The 18,084-nt window shown below is 72.2% G+C and carries 12 protein-coding genes; 9 read left to right on the forward strand and 3 right to left on the reverse strand.

Annotated features, from left to right (window positions below; translation table 11 throughout):
• Window positions 1–125: 125 nt before the first annotated feature.
• Window positions 126–2,930, forward strand: coding sequence for a M4 family metallopeptidase (locus ACIP4O_RS14615; RefSeq protein ID WP_401574799.1), 2,805 nt, complete (start codon window positions 126–128; stop codon window positions 2,928–2,930).
• Between the two features lie 98 nt (window positions 2,931–3,028).
• Here the strand turns inward: ACIP4O_RS14615 and ACIP4O_RS14620 are convergent, their stop codons facing one another.
• Together ACIP4O_RS14620 and ACIP4O_RS14625 are read right to left on the reverse strand one after the other, a co-directional pair.
• On the reverse strand, window positions 3,029–3,427 hold the full coding sequence (locus ACIP4O_RS14620; RefSeq protein WP_401574800.1) for a hypothetical protein: 399 nt from the start codon (window positions 3,425–3,427) through the stop codon (window positions 3,029–3,031).
• 96 nt (window positions 3,428–3,523) lie between these two features.
• Window positions 3,524–4,654, reverse strand: coding sequence for a helix-turn-helix domain-containing protein (locus tag ACIP4O_RS14625; RefSeq protein WP_361334477.1), 1,131 nt, complete (start codon window positions 4,652–4,654; stop codon window positions 3,524–3,526).
• 261 nt (window positions 4,655–4,915) lie between these two features.
• Between ACIP4O_RS14625 and ACIP4O_RS14630 the strand changes: the two genes are divergently transcribed.
• The 4 genes from ACIP4O_RS14630 (at window position 4,916) to ACIP4O_RS14645 (ending at window position 10,211) form a co-directional block, all read left to right on the forward strand.
• Entirely contained in the window at window positions 4,916–5,842 is a 927-nt protein-coding gene (locus ACIP4O_RS14630; protein WP_361334480.1) for a proline dehydrogenase family protein, read from the forward strand.
• Between the two features lie 88 nt (window positions 5,843–5,930).
• Complete coding sequence (gene pruA / locus ACIP4O_RS14635) at window positions 5,931–7,562, forward strand: L-glutamate gamma-semialdehyde dehydrogenase (protein WP_401574802.1); 1,632 nt, start codon at window positions 5,931–5,933, stop codon at window positions 7,560–7,562.
• Window positions 7,563–7,808: 246 nt separating this feature from the next.
• Entirely contained in the window at window positions 7,809–9,629 is a 1,821-nt protein-coding gene (locus tag ACIP4O_RS14640; RefSeq protein WP_401574803.1) for an acyl-CoA dehydrogenase, read from the forward strand.
• 450 nt (window positions 9,630–10,079) lie between these two features.
• Window positions 10,080–10,211 (forward strand): hypothetical protein, encoded by a 132-nt coding sequence (locus tag ACIP4O_RS14645; RefSeq protein WP_007821745.1) that lies wholly within the window; start codon window positions 10,080–10,082, stop codon window positions 10,209–10,211.
• A gap of 252 nt (window positions 10,212–10,463) precedes the next feature.
• On the opposite strand, the gene ACIP4O_RS14650 is transcribed toward ACIP4O_RS14645, so the two are convergent.
• The gene (locus ACIP4O_RS14650) at window positions 10,464–12,062 is read right to left on the reverse strand and encodes a purple acid phosphatase family protein (protein WP_401574804.1); all 1,599 of its coding nucleotides are present in this window, start codon (window positions 12,060–12,062) and stop codon (window positions 10,464–10,466) included.
• Window positions 12,063–12,190: 128 nt separating this feature from the next.
• Here ACIP4O_RS14650 and ACIP4O_RS14655 point away from each other — a divergent pair, with 128 nt between their 5' ends.
• The 4 genes from ACIP4O_RS14655 to cimA all read left to right on the forward strand — a co-directional run bounded on the left by ACIP4O_RS14655 (window position 12,191) and on the right by cimA (window position 18,039).
• A complete protein-coding gene (locus ACIP4O_RS14655) occupies window positions 12,191–13,231 on the forward strand; it encodes a 3-isopropylmalate dehydrogenase (RefSeq protein WP_401574805.1) in 1,041 nt (346 codons plus the stop codon).
• Window positions 13,232–13,511: 280 nt separating this feature from the next.
• Window positions 13,512–14,594: a branched-chain amino acid aminotransferase gene (locus tag ACIP4O_RS14660; RefSeq protein ID WP_401574806.1), complete on the forward strand. Its 1,083-nt coding sequence runs from the start codon at window positions 13,512–13,514 to the stop codon at window positions 14,592–14,594.
• Between the two features lie 82 nt (window positions 14,595–14,676).
• A complete protein-coding gene (locus tag ACIP4O_RS14665) occupies window positions 14,677–16,041 on the forward strand; it encodes an MFS transporter (RefSeq protein ID WP_401574808.1) in 1,365 nt (454 codons plus the stop codon).
• Between the two features lie 306 nt (window positions 16,042–16,347).
• Window positions 16,348–18,039: a citramalate synthase gene (cimA, locus tag ACIP4O_RS14670; RefSeq protein ID WP_401574809.1), complete on the forward strand. Its 1,692-nt coding sequence runs from the start codon at window positions 16,348–16,350 to the stop codon at window positions 18,037–18,039.
• Window positions 18,040–18,084: the final 45 nt, after the last annotated feature.

Here is an 18,084-nt window from a genome sequence, read left to right on the forward strand (position 1 = left end):
ACGTGATTATCACTGACAAGTTCTTGCCATTGACAGTGATGCGACACGTGGGGCCATTGCCCGCGCACCAGGTCGCTCGCGACGATTCCGGAGGCCCACTCCTCACCCCCTCCAGAAGGTCAGGCATGCCCTCTTCCAGCACCAGACGCATACGGCTGGCCGCCGCCACCTCGACGGCCGCGCTCCTGTGCGGGCTGTTCACCGCACTGCCCGCCCAGGCCGCCGCCCCGCGGACCGGCTCCGACCACACCCCGGACCGTGTCGCGGGCGCGCACACCGACGTCCCGTCTTTCGTCCGCGGTCTCAAGGATCGCGCCGCGAAGTCCGCTTCGGGCCGCAAGGAGACCCCGGCCCTCGCCGCCGAGGAACACCTCGCCCAGCACGAGGATGTCTTCCACACCAAGGACCTGGACCTGTCGAAGCCGAAGGCGAGCACCGTCGACGGCCGCACGACGGTCAGCTTCACGCAGCGTCACAAGGGCATCCCGGTCCTCGGCGCCGAGTACAAGGTGCACACCAAGGGCACCGAGGTCGAGTCCGCGAGCGGCAGCCTCTTCACCGACCTCAAGGTCAGCGCGACGCCGAAGCTGACCTCGCGGCAGGCGCGGAATCGTCTCTTCACCGACGAGAGCCTGCGCAAGCTGAGCCCGAAGGGCCGCACGATCGAGGCCCACGACCTCGTCGTCCTGCCCCGGGGCGAGGGCGTCCTGACCTACCACTTCACCGTGAAGGGGACCCAGCGCTCCGGCGAGCCGGTGAGCCAGCAGGTCTACGTCGACGCGCACACGGGTGGCATCGCCTTCTCGTACAACGACGTCGCGGGCATCGCCGCCGCGGGTACCCGGGCCGCCGCCTCCGCCCAGGCGCCGGCCGAGGGCGAGGACCCCGCCGTCACCGAGGGCCCCGTCACCGCGAAGGGCACCAACTACGACGGCGCGACCGTCGACCTGAACGCGTACCAGCGCGCCGACGGCAAGGTCGAGTTGCGCGACCGGACGCAGACGATGTTCCAGAAGACCGGCGGCGAGATCCTCACGTACGACGCGCAAGGCGGCGACGTGCAGGACTACCAGGGCGTGCTGCCCGAGGACACCCCGCTCGCCTCGGCCGACTCCACGGAGTTCCCGGCCGCCGCGACCGACAGCGGCGCGGTGGACGCGCACACCAACGCCGCCAAGGTCTACGCCTTCTACAAGAAGCAGTTCAAGCGCGACGGCATCGACGGCAAGGGCGGCACCATGCGCTCGGTCGTCAACGTCACCTCGAACGGTGTCGCCTACCCGAACGCCTTCTGGGACGGCACCAAGATGGTGTACGGCAACATCAACGGCGCCCCGGCCTCGGTCGGTCTCGACGTCGTGGGCCACGAGATGACCCACGGCATCACCGAGCACACCGCCGGTCTCCTCTACGTCTCGCAGTCCGGCGCCCTCAACGAGGCGATCAGCGACTACTTCGGCGAGGCCATGGAGGTCGATGACGAGGGCCTCGCGATGAACGACCCGATGGCGGGTCTCATCGGCGAGGACCTGTGCGGCCACGACGAGGACCCCGCCACGTGCGCCCTCCGCGACCTGAGCGACGGCCGCCGCGCCGACGACGACTACCTCAACATCCCGCTCGCCAGCGACAACGGCGGTGTCCACTCCAACTCCACCATCATCGGCGGGGCCATGTGGGACATGCGCAAGTCGCTGAGCAAGAAGTTCGCCGACAACGTCATCTACACGGCCGCGCTGGAGAACTTCACGCCGTGGACGGACTTCCTCCAGGCGCGCTACGGGATCGTCGACGCCGCGCGTCGTCTCGGTGCCACCAGCACCCAGCTCCAGCAGATCAACAACGCCTTCGACGCGCACGGCATCGTGCCCGGCTGGGAGGACGTCGAGGCCCCGCGTGACTCCGTCACCCTCGCCAAGGACATCGCGCCCGGCGCCGAGGGCATGGACATGTCGCACAACATCGCCGTCGACGGCGACCGCTGGGCGACCTCGTACGTCGACCTGAAGAGCTTCTTCGACGGCACGCCCGAGTACGGCATCAAGACCGGCCTCCTCTCGCGGCCCGAGAAGGGCGCCACCGACCTCTCGACGCCCGGCGTCTGGATGATCGACCCGGCGCTGAAGGGCAACAAGCTGTACTACAGCCGGGTGGGCGTCAACGGCGCGGACGTCGTCAGCCGTCCCGCGGGCGGCGGCAAGAACGCGCGGGAGACCGTCGTCGCGGGCGGTCCCGGCGACCAGCGCGAGGTCGATATCGACGGAAACACCGTGACCTGGGTCGACATCCAGGGCGACGAGGCCGACGTGTGGGTCAAGCAGGGCGCCAGGCCCGCCGTGAACATCACCCCGGAGCCCGGCACCAGCGCCGTGCGCCCGCAGATCGCCGGCGGCAAGGTCTCCTTCATCGACTACGGCGGCACGTCGACGACGATGCTGAACGTCTACGACCTCGCGAGCGGGAAGCTCACCGCCACGAAGGCGGGCGACCTGCTCAGCTCCGCGACCGACTACGTCGCGAACGGCGAGTACGGCTTCGCCGTCATCACCAACCCGTTCCTGCTCGGCTTCCAGAACGTCAAGGGCTACGACCTCTCCGACCCGGCGAACACCGCCAAGCAGAAGAGCGTCAAGCTCCGCTCGATCATGGGCAGCGGCGTCCAGCTCGGGGTCAACGACACGCAGCTCGTCCGCACCGACCTCATGGCCTCGGTGTTCGGCACCGGCAACGCCAACCAGCCCAAGCTGGAGGTCGCGAACGTCGAGGACGTCATGACCGGCAACGGTGGCACCTGGCAGCGCGTCTCCTGCGCCGTCACCGGTCAGATGTACCCGGGCATGGACGACGGCTCGCAGCGCGTCGTCTGGGCCGACACGCGCGGCACGACCGACATCGTCACCCGCGAGACCCCGGCGGGCACCTGCTCCTGACGGCCGCCGCCGAGCCGGACGCGTCGGGGGGCGCGTGACGGCACGGCCCGACCCGCCGTCGCCGCCCCGTGACCCACGTCGCGGGGCGGCGACGGGCCTCACATGCGCGGCGCGGCCCGCGCGTCGTGCACGTACGCCGCCCAGCGCTCCACCAGAGGGCGGTCCGTCTTCCGGGGCGCGGCGAGGAGCACGACGGCGTCGGCCTCGGACAGCTCGCGCGCCGTCAGCGGCACGCACAGGAGACCGGCCGGATGGGCGGCCGTCGCGGCGTGCGGTGCCACGGCGCGTACGAGCGCGCCCGCCGCGTGCAGGAGGCCGGCGAGCGGCGGCACGGCGGACACCTCACTGTCGCGGCACTCCGGGAGACCGAGCAGCAGGACGCGCGCGCCCGCGAGCGCGACGCCGCGCGCGGCGAGCCCCTCGGCGAGGCGGTCCACGGCGGGATCGTGATCCGGCGTGGGGGTGGCGGGCGCTGGGGCGACATCACCTTCCGTCATGGACGTATATGACCTGAAAAGGTGACCAGCGGAGGCCGATGCGGCGCCCACACCCCCCGCACCACCCGGACGCCGCACCGGGACGCCCCCCGCACCTCACAACCGCGCCGCCTTCACCCCCATGTGCAGCAGCAGCCGGTGCTCACCGTCGTCCAGGTCCAGCCCCGTCAGCTGCTCCACCCGCGACAGCCGGTAGTAGAGCGTCTGCCGGTGGATGCCCAGCGCCGCCGCCGTGCGTCCCGCCTGGCCCGCGTGGTCGAGGAAGACCTCCACCGTGCGGGCCAGCTCCGCGTGGGCGGGGGAGAGGAGGTCGCGCAGGACCGGGTCGTGCGCCACGCCGGGCGGCAGCGCCGTCAGGAGGCGGTACGGGCCGACGGCCGACCACTGCGCGACCGGGCCGAGCACCGGCTCGGCCGCCGCCGCGCGCGCCGCCGCCGCGGCCTCCCGCCACAGCTCCGGCACCTCGGCGGGCCCCCGGCGCGGCGCGCCCACGCCCGCCGCCGCGCCCGTCGCGAGCTGACCGGCGGCGGACAGCACAGACGCGGGGACACCCGTCCCGGTCCTCACCCGTACGAGGAGTGCGAGGCGCCGCCCGCCGCCCGCCGTCGGGAGCACGCACGCGGCGGCCGTGCCCGGGACCCGGCGCGCCGGGGGCGGTTCCTCGGCGGGCCACGGCGCGACGCAGACGACGGTGTAGAGGTCGTCGGCGTGCGGACCGAGCGCGGCGCGCAGCGCGGCGAGCGCCGTGTCGCGCTCCCAGTCGGTCGCCGTCGTCACGGCGCGCCGGAACTCGCGCGTCGCGGCGTCCTCCGCCGTCGCCTCGTCCGCGAGCAGCTCACCGATCCGGTCGGCGACCTGCATCGCCGAGGCGAGTTGCGGCGCGCCGGGGCCGTGCGCGCTGTCGAGCAGCCATACGTACCCGTACACCGTCCCGCCGTGCCGCACAGGGAGGCAGACGCGGTCGCGCAGGACACCCGCCTCCGGGGCGGCGGGGATGCGCACCGGACCCGTCGCGCGCGCGATGCCGAAGCCCTCGAACCACGCCCGGACGGCGGCGGAGGAGGTGCGCGTCAGGATCGTGCGGGTCCGCACCTGGTCGAGCGCGTCCTCGGGGCCGCTGTCGTGGGCGCCGAAGGCGATGAGTCCGAAGTCCTTGTCCTCCAGCGTCGCCGGGGCACCGAGCAGCGCGGAGATCTCGTCCACGAGTTCCTGGTAATCGGCCTTCACTCCGCCATTGTCGCGCGCCCACGCGGTCCTTTCATACAAATGTCTGAGAACCGTACGAGGGATGCGTGACAGGTGTCGATGGCATCCGTGGCGTGGCGTCCCGAGAATCGGCAGTGACTGCGGTGTGGTCCCGTGCCCACAGGGCACGCGTGCACACCGGCAGCCCCTGTCGCCTCCCCGCGCGACAGGCCCTCGATCCGCCTCCCCCGCCCCACCCCCCCCCGGGCGGGGGAGGCGCCCGTCCGCATCGTGGAGGTCCCCGTGCTGGGTCCCGTGATCCTCGCCGCGTCGCGCAGCGACCGGCTGCGCCGCGTCGTCTCGGCCGCGCCCGTCACCAAGCCGGTCGTGAACCGCTTCATCCCCGGCGAGAGCGTCGACCAGATCGTCCCGATCATCGTCGACGCCACCAGCAGGGGCCTGGAACTGACGATGGACGTCGTCGGCGAGGACATCACGACACCCGAGCAGGCCGCCGCCGCGCGCGACGCCTACCTGGAGCTGATCGAGCACCTCAAGGCCCTCGACCTCGGCACCCGCGCCGAGATGTCCGTGAAGCTCTCGATGTTCGGCCAAGCGCTGGAAGGGGGCCACGAGCTGGCCCTCGCCAACGTCCGCCCCGTCGTCGAGGCCGCCGCCGCGATCGGCACCACGGTCACGCTCGACGCCGAGGACCACACGACGCTCGACTCGATGTTCGCGATCCACGAGGAGCTGCGGAAGGACTACCCGCAGACCGGCTGCGTCATCCAGGCGTACCTCTTCCGCACCGAGGACGACGCGCGCCGCCTCGCCGCCGCCGGCAGCCGCGTGCGCGTCGTGAAGGGCGCCTACAAGGAGCCCGCCTCCGTCGCGTACCAGGAGAAGCCGGAGATCGACAAGGCGTACGTCCGCGTCCTGCGCATCCTCATGGAGGGCGACGGCTACCCCATGGTCGGCTCGCACGACCCCCGTATCGTGGAGATCGCGCAGGAACTGGCGCGCCGCGCGGGCCGCAAGCCCGGCGACTTCGAGTTCCAGATGCTGTACGGCATCCGCTCCGAGGAGCACGTACGGCTCGCCCGCGAGGGCCACCGCATGCGCGTCTACACCGCGTACGGCACCGACTGGTACGGCTACTTCATGCGGCGCCTCGCCGAGAAGCCCGCCAACCTCCTCTTCTTCCTGCGCTCGGTCCTCACCAAGAACTGAGAACCGGGGCTCCGTCCTCGCCGAGCACCGCCCGCGCGGCGCCCCCCCCCGCACCGCGCACCCCCGACCCACAAGGAGAACGGACACCATGGACGCTGTGACCCAGGTCCCCGCCCCCTACAACGAGCCCGTCCACGGCTACGCGCCCGGCACCCCGGAGCGCGCCCGCCTGGAGACCAAGCTCAAGGAGCTGGCCGAGAACCCGATCGAGCTGCCCATGACCATCGGGGGCGTCAAGCGCCTCGGCGGCGGCGAGGAGTTCCAGGTCGTCCAGCCGCACGCCCACGCCTCCGTCATCGGCACCGGCCGCGGCGCGACGAAGCAGGACGCCCAGGACGCGATCGACGCCGCGCTCGCCGCCGCCCCCGCGTGGCGCGCGATGTCCTTCGACGACCGCGCCGCGATCATCCTGCGCGCCGCCGACCTGCTCTCCGGCCCCTGGCGCGAGACCATCGCCGCCTCCGTCATGCTCGGCCAGGGCAAGACCGCCCAGCAGGCCGAGATCGACGCGCCGTGCGAGCTGGTCGACTTCTGGCGCTTCAATGTCCACTACGCGCGCGGCATCCTCGCCGAGCAGCCCCCGGCGAACTCGCACACCGTGTGGAACCGCATGGACCACCGGCCGCTCGAAGGCTTCGTCTACGCGATCACGCCGTTCAACTTCACGGCCATCTCGCTCAACCTGCCGACCGCGCCCGCGCTCATGGGCAACGTCGTCGTGTGGAAGCCCTCCCCGACCCAGACCCACGCCGCCGTCCTCATGATGCGGCTCCTGGAGGAGGCGGGACTGCCCCAGGGCGTCATCAACCTCGTCACGGGCGACGGCATCGCCGTCTCCGACGTCGCGCTGAACCACCGCGACCTCGCGGGCATCCACTTCACCGGTTCCACCAAGACCTTCCAGCACCTGTGGAAGACGGTCGGCACCAACATCGAGAAGTACCGCACCTACCCGCGCCTCGTCGGCGAGACCGGCGGCAAGGACTTCGTCGTCGCCCACCCGAGCGCCGACCGCGCCGTCCTCAAGACCGCCCTGACGCGCGGCGCCTTCGAGTACCAGGGCCAGAAGTGCTCCGCGACCTCGCGCGCCTACATCCCGGCCTCGCTCTGGAACGACGGCTTCAAGGAGGAGTTCGCGGCCGAGGTCGACGGCATCGCCATGGGCGACGTCACCGACTTCAAGAACTTCATCGGCGCCGTCATCGACGAGCGCGCCTTCGCCAAGAACAAGGCCGCGATCGACCGCGCCAAGGCCGACGACACCTGCACGATCGTCGCGGGCGGTACGTACGACGACTCGGTCGGCTACTTCGTGCGCCCGACCGTCATCGCCTGCACCGACCCGGAGAACGAGGTCTTCACGACCGAGTACTTCGGCCCGATCCTCGCCGTCCACGTCTACGAGGACGACCAGTACGAGGCCATGCTCGACCAGATGGAGTCCGTCTCGGACTACGCCCTGACCGGTTCGGTCATCGCGAACGACCGCGCCGCCGCCGCCTTCACGATGGACAAGCTCCGCTACGCGGCCGGCAACTTCTACATCAACGACAAGTCGACCGGCGCCGTCGTCGGCCAGCAGCCCTTCGGGGGCGGCCGCGCCTCGGGCACCAACGACAAGGCCGGGGCCCCGCAGAACCTCCAGCGCTGGACGCTCACCCGCGCCATCAAGGACTCGCTGGTCTCCCCGACCGACTACACGTACCCGCACATGGGCTGACCGCCGCGAACGGGCCGCGCCCCGTTCCCCGATTCCGCCCCCGGCCCCGGTGCTCATACCGGCCGGGGGCGGTGCCTTTTCCGGGACGGGTACGGGTACGGGGCGCCGCGCCGCCCCCGCGCGGAGGCCGCCCCCGCGCGGAGGCCGCCCCCGCGCGGGCGACGTACCCCACGCCCCGTACCCCTGTCCCCAGCCCTAAGCATCCGCTTAGTATGGTCGGGACGCCCCCTGCCCCCGGAGACCACCATGGCGAAGAACACCCCCGACACGAGCGACTCCCTCCTCCTCTCCCGCAGGGACCTGAGCTTCCTCCTGCACGAGTGGCTCCACGTCGAGGACCTCACCACCCGCGCGCGCTACGCCGAGCACGACCGCGCCACCTTCGACGCGGTCCTCGACCTCAGCGAGACCCTCGCCACCCGCCACTTCGCCCCCCACAACAAGCTCGCCGACGCCCACGAGCCCACCTTCGACGGCGAACGTGTGCACGTCGTTCCCGAGGTCGGCGAGGCCCTGAAGGTCTTCGCCGAGGCCGGGCTCACGAGCGCGGGGCTCGACGCCTCGGTCGGCGGGATGCAGCTTCCGCGCGTCGTCACGGACGCCTGCTTCGCGTGGTTCCAGGCGGCGAACGTCGGCACGTCCGCGTACCCGTTCCTCACCATCGGCAACGCGAACCTCCTGCTCGCCCACGGCAGCCGGGAGCAGATCGACACCTTCGTGCGGCCCATGGCCGAGGGCCGCTGGTTCGGCACGATGTGCCTCTCCGAGCCGCAGGCCGGCTCCTCGCTCGCCGACGTCCGCACCCGCGCCGAGCACGCCGGGGACGGCACGTACCGCCTCTTCGGCAACAAGATGTGGATCTCGGGCGGCGACCACGAGCTGACGGAGAACATCGTCCACCTCGTCCTCGCCCGCACCCCGGGCGGCCCGGCGGGCGTCAAGGGCCTCTCGCTCTTCGTCGTGCCCAAGTACCTCGTGACGGCGGACGGCGGCATCGGCGCGCGCAACGACGTCGTGCTCGCGGGGCTCAACCACAAGATGGGCTACCGGGGCACGACCAACACGCTCCTCAACTTCGGCGAGGGCGCGCACCGCCCGGGCGGGGAGCCGGGCGCGGTCGGCTACCTCGTCGGCGAGGAGAACAAGGGCCTCGCGTACATGTTCCACATGATGAACGAGGCGCGCATCGGCGTCGGCCTCGGCGCCACGGCCCTCGGCTACACCGGCTACCTGCACGCGCTCGACTACGCGCGCACGCGCCCCCAGGGCCGCCCCGTCGCCGCGAAGGACCCCGCGACGCCGCAGATCCCGATCATCGAGCACACCGACGTGCGCCGCATGCTCCTCGCCCAGAAGGCGTACGTGGAGGGCGCGCTCGCCCTCACGCTCTACTGCGGCCGCCTCGTCGACGAGCAGCGCACCGCGCCGGACGAGGCCGCGCGCGAGGAGGCTGGGCTGCTCCTCGACATCCTCACGCCGGTCGCCAAGAGCTGGCCGTCCCAGTGGTGCCTGGAGGCGAACAGCCTCGCGATCCAGGTGCACGGAGGCTACGGCTACACACGCGAGTACGACGTCGAACAGTTCTACCGCGACAACCGCCTCAACCCCATCCACGAGGGCACCCACGGCATCCACGGCCTCGACCTCCTCGGCCGCAAGGCGGTCATGAAGGGCGGCGCCGCGCTGCGCCTCCTGCTCGGCCGCGTCGAGGACACGGCGCGCCGCGCGACGTCGGCGGGCGGCGACGCCGCGACGTACGCGACGTCCCTGCGCGAGGCGGCCACGCGCCTCGGCGCCGTGACGGCGCGCCTGTGGCAGAGCGGCGACCCGCGCACGGCACTCGCCAACGCCTCCGTCTACCTGGAGGCCGCCGGGCACGTCGTCCTCGCCTGGATCTGGCTCGAACAGCTCCTCGCCGCCGGCGAGGGCGAGGGGAACTTCTACGCGGGCAAGCGGGCCGCGGCGCGGTACTTCTTCCGGTACGAGCTGCCGCGTACGGCGCCGCAGTTCGCGCTCCTCGAAAGCCTCGACACGACGGCGGCCGACATGGAGCCCGACTGGTTCTGAGAACGGGCCGCGCCCGGACCGGAGCGGACCGGTTCCGGGACCCGGCCGGGGGAGCGGTGCGGGGGCGGCTCCGGCGCACGCGGCGTGGCGCGTGCGCCGTCGCCGTCTCAGATAGTAGGAAGTCCGAGTAATTGTGGAGACAGCGACGCCGAGCTGCCCTAGCTTTGTAGGAGCCGGACTGTTCTCGCCCGACCTGGCGAAGGCGGTCGTGTGCCGTGGCCCCCGCGCAGGCGAACCCTGCGGGCCCGGTCCCCGCCCCGGACGGCGCGCACCCCGTGGTTCCCGTACCCCGGCATCCCGCCGGAGGTACCCGGTCCTACGGGTCCCCGTCGCCACAGTCCATCCACCACGCCCGACCCGGCCGCACCGCGCCCCGAAGCGGACCGGACCGGCGTGCCCCCACCGCCCACGGGCCACCCGTGGACCTGGACCTGCAAGGAGTCGATCCTCATGGCCGCAGAGACGACCGTCCGCCGAGTCCGCCACTCCGCCACGCGCAGCGAGGCCGAGCGCCGCAACGCCGCCGCAGCCCTCCAGCGCGCCCTCGACCGCCGCGACAACGGCGGCCAGACGGGCCACTGACGCGAGGCGCCCCGCGAGAGCCGAAGCGACCTCGCTCCCGCGCGGGCCTGACGCGACCTCGCTCCCGCGCGGGCCTGACGCGACGTCGCCCCGTGAGGGCCCGTCGCGCCGCCACCCCGCGCGCCGACGCGACCTCGCCCCCTCCCCGTACCGCCCCGTAGCTGGTACACATACGCCACCGGGAGCCGCCGGTCGCCCGGCCGGCCCGCAAGGACGCGGGCCGGCCGGCACCTTCGCGCGAGGCGCCCTGGTTCAGCGCGTGATCGTGAAGTGGTCCACCCGCTCGCCCGTCTCCGCGAGCGCCGTGACCTCCAGCTTCGGCCGTGCCCCCGCCGTCACCTGGACCGCGAGGAACGAGAAGCCCGTGTAGCGCACGCGCGACCACTCGACCGCCTCGGTGACCTTCCCCGCGTCCGTCCAGTGGTACGAGGCCACCGAGTCGACGTGCCGCTCGTGCCCCTCGTACGAGTCGGGCGCCGGGAAGTCGTAGAGCGCCTTGCCCGCACCGCCCGCCGTCACGTAGACGATGCCGTCGCGCGTCGAGGAGACGGACTCGCCGATCGGCACGGTGCGCCCCACCTGCCCGCCGCGCAGCGCGTCGGTGCGCTCGTAGACGTGGTTGTGGCCGTTGACGACGAGGTCGACGCGGTACTTGTCGAAGAGCGGCACCCACGCGTCGCGCACGCCGCCGTCCGAGGCGTGCGCGTTCGTCGTCGAGAAGGCGCAGTGGTGGAAGAAGACCACCACGAAGTCGACGTCGCGGTGCGCCCGCAGCTCCTTGAGCCTCCGCTCCAGCCACCTCGTCTGCGCGCCGCCCGTGTACCCGGTGTTCGCCTTGATCTCCAGGCTCACGTCGTTGGCGTCGAGCGCGACGACGCCGACGTTGCCGTAGACGAAGGAGTAGACGCCGGGCGACTTCTCCTCGTCGAGCCCGCCCTTCGGCAGCGACCAGCGCGCGTTCTGCCCGCCGTAGCCGTTCGGCGAGTACCACGCCTCCATGTCGTGGTTGCCCGTCGTCACCATCCACGGCACCTTCGACGCGACCGACTCGGTCTGCGCGAGGAACTGGTCCCACACGCGGGCGTCGTAGGTGTCGCCGTCCTTGCCCTGCCCGCTGCTGTCCGCGTAGCAGATGTCGCCCGCGTGCAGGTGGAACGACGGGTTCTGGCCGAGGATCAGCGCGTCGTTGGCGAGCGCGTCGTAGGAGACGCCCTGGTCGCCGAAGGCGGTGAAGGTGAACGACTCCGGGCGCGAGGGGGCCGTGCGGAAGCTGCCGACCGTGCCGATGTTGCGCGGGTCGGCCGGGTCGAAGCCGGTGTGACCGACGCCGTAGTAGTACGTCGTGTCCGGGCGCAGCCGCTCCAGCCCGACGTGCAGGTAGTACTGGTCCACGGCCGGGAGCTTCGAGGTGAGCGCGGGGGTGTGCAGCGCCCGTACCTCCGCCTCGATCCTCCGGCTGAGGTCCCAGGGGTGCGTGCCGACGCGCAGGAAGGGCCGCTTGACCGGCAGCGGTACCTGCCAGCTCACCGTCATCTGCGTGCGCGGGTCGGCGCCGAAGGCGAGGTGGCGGGCGAACGGGGCGACGAGCGAGCCGTCGACGCGGGACGCGGCCGAGGAGGGCAGAAAGGCGGGCGACGGGGCGGGGGTGCGCGCCGGCGCGCCCTGTGCGACGTGCCGCGCGGCGTTCGCGCTGCCGCCGAGCACGCCCAGGCCCGCGACGGCACCCGCCGTGACCGTGCCCGCGCGCAGCGCCGAACGCCGCGTCAGCTTGCGGCGCAGGTACTCGTGCTGCTCCGGCATCGTCATACGGGAAGCGAGGTGGTCGGGGATGCCGACCCGTGGAGTCTCCATGACCGGAAGGTCCCACTCGCGCGTGGCTCACGTGTGGCGTACAGGTGTCCGAGACACGACCGGACGGCAATGTGTCCGTATAGTGGACGGCGCGTGTCAGGCAGTGGGACGAGGAGTACGGTGCCCGCATGTCGCGCAGCATCAATCTCGCAGTCATTTCCGGTGACGGCATCGGCCCCGAGGTCGTGTCGCAGGGCCTGAAGGTCCTGCGCGCCGTCCTCCCGCAGGACGCCAAGCTGGAGACCAAGGAGTACGACCTCGGCGCCCAGCGCTGGCACCGTACGGGAGAGACCCTCCCCGACGCGGAGCTCGAAGCGCTGAAGTCGCACGACGCGATCCTCCTGGGCGCGATCGGCGATCCCTCGGTGCCCTCGGGGGTCCTGGAGCGCGGGCTGCTCCTCAAGCTCCGCTTCGCCTTCGACCACTTCATCAACCTGCGTCCCTCGCGCCTCTTCCCGAACACGCCGACGCCGCTCGCGGGCGACCCCGAGATCGACTTCGTCGTCGTCCGTGAGGGCACCGAGGGCCCGTACACCGGCAACGGCGGCTCGCTGCGCACCGGTACGCCCGCCGAGGTCGCCACCGAGGTGAGCGTCAACACGGCGTACGGCGTCGAGCGCGTCGTCCGCGACGCCTTCGCCCGCGCCCAGGCGCGCCCGCGCAAGAAGCTGACGCTCGTCCACAAGAACAACGTGCTCGTCTACGCGGGCCACCTGTGGAAGAACACCTTCGACAAGGTCGCGGCCGAGTACCCCGAGGTCAGCACCGACTACCTGCACGTCGACGCCGCGACGATCTTCCTCGTCACGCGGCCCGAGCGCTTCGACGTCATCGTCACCGACAACCTCTTCGGCGACATCCTCACCGACCTCGCCGCCGCCGTCACCGGCGGTATCGGCCTCGCCGCCTCGGGCAACATCAACCCCAGCGGCGCGTTCCCCTCCATGTTCGAGCCGGTCCACGGCTCCGCGCCCGACATCGCCGGGCAGGGCAAGGCCGACCCGACGGCCACGATCCTCTCCGTCGCGCTCCTGCTGCGGCACCTCGGCTACGAGGCGGAGGCGGCGCGCGTCGAAGAGGCCGTCACGGCCGACCTCGCGGCCCGCGACGGCTCGCCCCGCACCACCGAGGAGATCGGCGACGCCCTCGCCGCCCGAGTAGCCGGCTGACCCGGCAGGTACGACCGTACGGAGGAAGACCGTACGCACAGCACGTCGTACCACCCCTGCTCCACCGAGCACCACAGCCGCCGGGCCACGCACCACCGCCCGGCGGCTTCGGTGCGTCCCGGGGTACGTGACCCGCGCGACGTCCGGCCCTCCGCGCCCCCGATTCCGCGCCCGCACCGTTCCGCTGTTCGAGCGGGCGAGCGATAATCGGACACGGAGCCGCGACATCGCACGATGCTCGGACGTCCTACTACCCAGACGAGAACGCGAAGGAAGAGTCATGACGCCGACGATCGAGCTGAAGCCCACCGCAACGCCCCTCTCCGACGCCGAGCGCGAGGCGATCCTCACCGCCCCGGGCTTCGGCCGGCACTTCACCGACCACATGGTGACGATCAAGTGGACCGAGGGCCGCGGCTGGCACGAGGCCCAGCTCGTCCCGTACGCGCCGCTCTCGCTCGACCCGGCGAACATGACGCTCCACTACGCGCAGACGATCTTCGAGGGCCTCAAGGCGTACCGCCGCCCCGACGGCTCCGTCGCGACGTTCCGGCCCGAGGCGAACGCCGAGCGCTTCCAGCGCTCCGCGCGCCGCCTCGCGATGCCCGAACTGCCCGTCGAGACCTTCGTCGCGGCCTGTGACGCGCTCGTGCGCCAGGACAAGGCGTGGGTCCCCGCACACGGCGAGGCCAGCCTCTACCTGCGTCCCTTCATGATCGCCACGGAGGTCGGGCTCGGCGTCAAGCCCGCCAACGAGTACCTCTTCGTCGTCATCGCCTCGCCCGCCGGCGCCTACTTCTCCGGCGGCGTCCAGCCCGTCTCGGTCTGGCTCTCCGAGGACTACGTGCGCGCGGTCAAGGGCGGCACGGGCGCGGCGAAGACCGGCGGCAACTACGCCGCCTCGCTCGTCGCGCAGGCCGAGGCCGCCGCCAAGGGCTGCGACCAGGTCGTGTGGCTCGACGCGGTCGAGCACCGCTGGGTCGAGGAGATGGGCGGCATGAACCTCTACTTCGTCTACGGCGACCACATCGTCACGCCCGAACTGAGCGGTTCCCTGCTCCCCGGCATCACGCGCGACTCCCTCCTCACCCTCGCCCGCGACCTCGGCTACACCGCCGAGGAGCGCCGCCTGTCGACCGAGGAGTGGAAGCGCGACACCGAGGAGGGTCGCCTCACCGAGGTCTTCGCGTGCGGTACGGCGGCCGTCATCACGCCGGTCGGCACCGTCAAGTCCGCGGGCGCCGAGTGGACCCAGGGCGACGGCACCCCCGGCTCCGTCACGATGCGGCTGCGCGAGGGACTTCTCGCCCTCCAGTCCGGCGCGGCCGAGGACACGCACGGCTGGATGCACGAACTCGGCTGAGTGTTCGCACGCCGGTGACTCGCACAGGGGTAAGGGGCGTCAACCAGGTTGACGCCCCTTACTCATGGGCACCGTTGGCTCCATGGCACGACAGCACGGCCGGCCTGGTCACCCCCGTCACCCCGGTCACCCCGGTCATCCCTGGAAGAAGATCTGGGCCGGCTCGGCCGGGAACATGGTCGAGTGGTTCGACTGGTTCGTCTACGCGAGCTTCGCGCCGTACTTCGCGAGCGCCTTCTTCCCGGACGGCGACGCGACGGCGCGGCTCATGAACACCGCGGGCGTCTTCGCGGTCGGCTTCTTCATGCGCCCGGTCGGCGGCTGGCTCCTCGGCCGCGTCGGCGACCGCAGGGGCCGCAAGGCGGCGCTGACCCTCACCGTCTCGCTCATGTCGGCCTCGGCCGTCCTCATCGCCGTCGCGCCCACGTACGGCGTCGCCGGCTACGGCGGCGCGGCCGTCCTGCTCCTCGCGCGACTCCTCCAGGGGCTCTCGGTCGGCGGCGAGTACGCGGCGAGCGCGACCTACCTCACGGAGGCGGCCGCGCCGCACCGCCGCGGCTTCGCCTCGAGCTTCCAGTACGTCTCCATGACGCTCGGCCAGATCCTCGGCCTCGCCCTGCTCCTCCTGCTCCAGCACACGCTGAGCGACGCGGCGCTGCACGCGTGGGGCTGGCGCGTGCCCTTCGCCGTGGGCGCGCTCGGCGCGGGCGTCGTCCTCTGGCTGCGCCGCTCGATGCTGGAGACGGAGGTCTACGAGGCGGACGCCGCGCCCCGCGACCGGGGCACCGTGCGCGCGCTGCTGCGCCACAAGCGCGAGGCGCTACTCGTCGTCGCGCTCACGATGGGCGGCACGGTCGCGTACTACACGTACACGACGTACCTCACCAAGTACCTCTCGAACACCGCCGGGCTGCCGAAACGGACGGCGACGCTCGTCTCGCTCGTCGCGCTCCTCGTCTTCGCGGCGCTCCAGCCGCTCGCGGGGGCGCTCTCGGACCGCGTGGGCCGCCGCCCCCTGCTCATCACCTTCGCGCTCGGCTCGACGTTCCTGACCGTCCCGGTCCTCACCCTCCTCGCCCACGCGAAGAGCTTCTGGCCCGCGCTCGGCCTCTCGCTCGTGGCGCTGCTCGTCGTGACGGGCTACACCTCGATCAACGCGTGCGTGAAGGCGGAGCTCTTCCCGACGGGCATCCGCGCCCTCGGCGTCGCCCTCCCGTACGCCCTCGCGAACGCGGCGTTCGGCGGCACGGCCGAGTACGTCGCCCTGTGGTTCAAGAGCGCCGGTGCCGAGGGCGGTTTCGCCTGGTACGTCGCGGGCTGCGCGGCGGTCTCGCTCGTCGTGTACGTGGCGATGCGCGAGACCCGCGACCTGGACCTGACCCGCGTCGCGCCCGCGCACGTCCCGGGCCCCGGCCCGGCGCCCGAGCCCCGTACGGAACCGGCCTGATCCGCCCCCGCCCGCATCCTGAGACACCCCCTCCACCCCCGCGCGCCGCTGTGGCACACTGCCTCCATGCTCGTTCGCGCCATGATTATCGGCCGCAGCGCGCCGGTCCTTCGTGGCCGCTGACCCGCGATCCACACCTTCGCGGTCACGGCCACCGAGCCTCGGACCCGCGCGCAGACCTCTCGCACCCGCGAGGGGTCTTTTTCGTTTCCGGCCCCACCCGGCCGACGGACGGAGCGACGCGAGTGGAGAGGCGACGGAGCCACCACGCAGCCCCCTTTCCGATTCCCACAGGAGCCCCAGCCCATGACCGCAACGCCCGACGCCCAGGACCCGGCCCCCACTCCCGGCGCCGCCACCTCCCCCGCCGCCACCGCCCCAGCCGCCACGGCCCCCACCGCCGACGCCGCCGTCGCCCGTGACTTCCACGTCTTCGACACGACCCTGCGCGACGGTGCCCAGCGCGAGGGCATCAACCTCACCGTCGCCGACAAGCTGACGATCGCCCGCCACCTCGACGACTTCGGCGTCGGCTTCATCGAGGGCGGCTGGCCGGGCGCCAACCCGCGCGACACCGAGTTCTTCGCCCGCGTCCAGAAGGAGGTCCCCTTCCGGCACGCCCAGCTCGTCGCCTTCGGCTCCACCCGCCGCGCGCACACCAAGGCCGCCGACGACGCGCAGGTCCAGGCCCTCCTCGACTCCGGGGCCCCCGTCATCACGCTCGTCGCCAAGTCCCACGACCGCCACGTCGAACTCGCCCTGCGCACGACGCTCGACGAGAACCTCGCGATGATCGCCGACACCGTCGCGCACCTGCGCGCCCAGGGCCGCCGCGTCTTCCTCGACTGCGAGCACTTCTTCGACGGCTACCGCGAGAACCCCGAGTACGCGAAGGCCGTGGTCCGCACCGCGCACGAGGCGGGCGCCGACGTCGTCGTGCTGTGCGACACCAACGGCGGGATGCTGCCCGCGCAGGTCGGCGCGATCGTGCAGACCGTCCTCGCCGACACCGGGGCCCGCCTCGGCATGCACGCCCAGGACGACTCCGGCTGCGCCGTCGCCAACACCCTCGCCGCCGTCGACGCCGGCGCGACCCACGTCCAGGGCACGGCGAACGGCTACGGCGAACGCGTCGGCAACGCCAACCTCTTCCCCATCGTCGCCGCCCTTGAGCTGAAGTACGGGCGACAGGTGCTCCCCGAGGGCGCGCTGCGCGAGATGACGCGCATCTCGCACGCCATCGCCGAGGTCGTCAACCTCACCCCCGCGACGCACCAGCCCTACGTCGGCGTCTCCGCCTTCGCGCACAAGGGCGGCCTCCACGCCTCCGCGATCAAGGTCGATCCCGCGCTCTACCAGCACATCGAACCCGAACTCGTCGGCAACCGGCTGCGCATGCTCGTCTCCGACATGGCCGGTCGCGCCTCCGTCGAGCTCAAGGGCAGGGAACTCGGCATCGACCTGTCGGGCGACAGGGAACTCGTCGGCCGCGTCGTCGCGCGCGTCAAGGAGCACGAACTCAAGGGCTACAGCTACGAGGCGGCCGACGCCTCCTTCGAACTCCTGCTGCGCACCGAGGCCGAGGGCCGCGCGCCGCGCTTCTTCCGTACGGAGTCCTGGCGGGCCATCGTCGAGGACCGCCCCGACGGCAGCCACGCCAACGAGGCGACGGTGAAGCTGTGGGCCAAGGGCGAGCGCCTCGTCGCGACCGCCGAGGGCAACGGCCCCGTCAACGCGCTCGACCGCGCGCTGCGCGTCGCCCTGGAGCGCATCCACCCCGAACTCGCGAGCTTCCGCCTCACCGACTACAAGGTGCGCATCCTGGAGGGCCGCCACGGCACCGAGTCCACGACGCGCGTCCTCATCTCCACGGGCGACGGTGCCACGGAGTGGTCGACGGTGGGCGTCGCGGACAACGTCATCGCCGCCTCGTGGCAGGCCCTGGAGGACGCCTACACGTACGGCTTGCTGCGCGCCGGGGCCACCCCTTCCGAGTGACGCGGGGAACGCGCGCGGGTGGGGAGTGACCCGCACGGGTGGACG

Source organism: Streptomyces sp. NPDC088923, from assembly GCF_044749745.1.
Lineage (GTDB): Bacteria > Actinomycetota > Actinomycetes > Streptomycetales > Streptomycetaceae > Streptomyces.

Coding starts and splice junctions, on each gene's coding strand:
- ACIP4O_RS14615 (WP_401574799.1), top strand. CDS start 126: ATGCCCTCTTCCAGCACCAGACGCATACGGCTGGCCGCCGCCACCTCG.
- ACIP4O_RS14620 (WP_401574800.1), bottom strand. CDS start 3,427: ATGACGGAAGGTGATGTCGCCCCAGCGCCCGCCACCCCCACGCCGGAT.
- pruA (WP_401574802.1), top strand. CDS start 5,931: ATGGACGCTGTGACCCAGGTCCCCGCCCCCTACAACGAGCCCGTCCAC.
- ACIP4O_RS14640 (WP_401574803.1), top strand. CDS start 7,809: ATGGCGAAGAACACCCCCGACACGAGCGACTCCCTCCTCCTCTCCCGC.
- ACIP4O_RS14645 (WP_007821745.1), top strand. CDS start 10,080: ATGGCCGCAGAGACGACCGTCCGCCGAGTCCGCCACTCCGCCACGCGC.
- ACIP4O_RS14650 (WP_401574804.1), bottom strand. CDS start 12,062: ATGGAGACTCCACGGGTCGGCATCCCCGACCACCTCGCTTCCCGTATG.
- ACIP4O_RS14655 (WP_401574805.1), top strand. CDS start 12,191: ATGTCGCGCAGCATCAATCTCGCAGTCATTTCCGGTGACGGCATCGGC.
- ACIP4O_RS14660 (WP_401574806.1), top strand. CDS start 13,512: ATGACGCCGACGATCGAGCTGAAGCCCACCGCAACGCCCCTCTCCGAC.
- ACIP4O_RS14665 (WP_401574808.1), top strand. CDS start 14,677: ATGGCACGACAGCACGGCCGGCCTGGTCACCCCCGTCACCCCGGTCAC.
- cimA (WP_401574809.1), top strand. CDS start 16,348: ATGACCGCAACGCCCGACGCCCAGGACCCGGCCCCCACTCCCGGCGCC.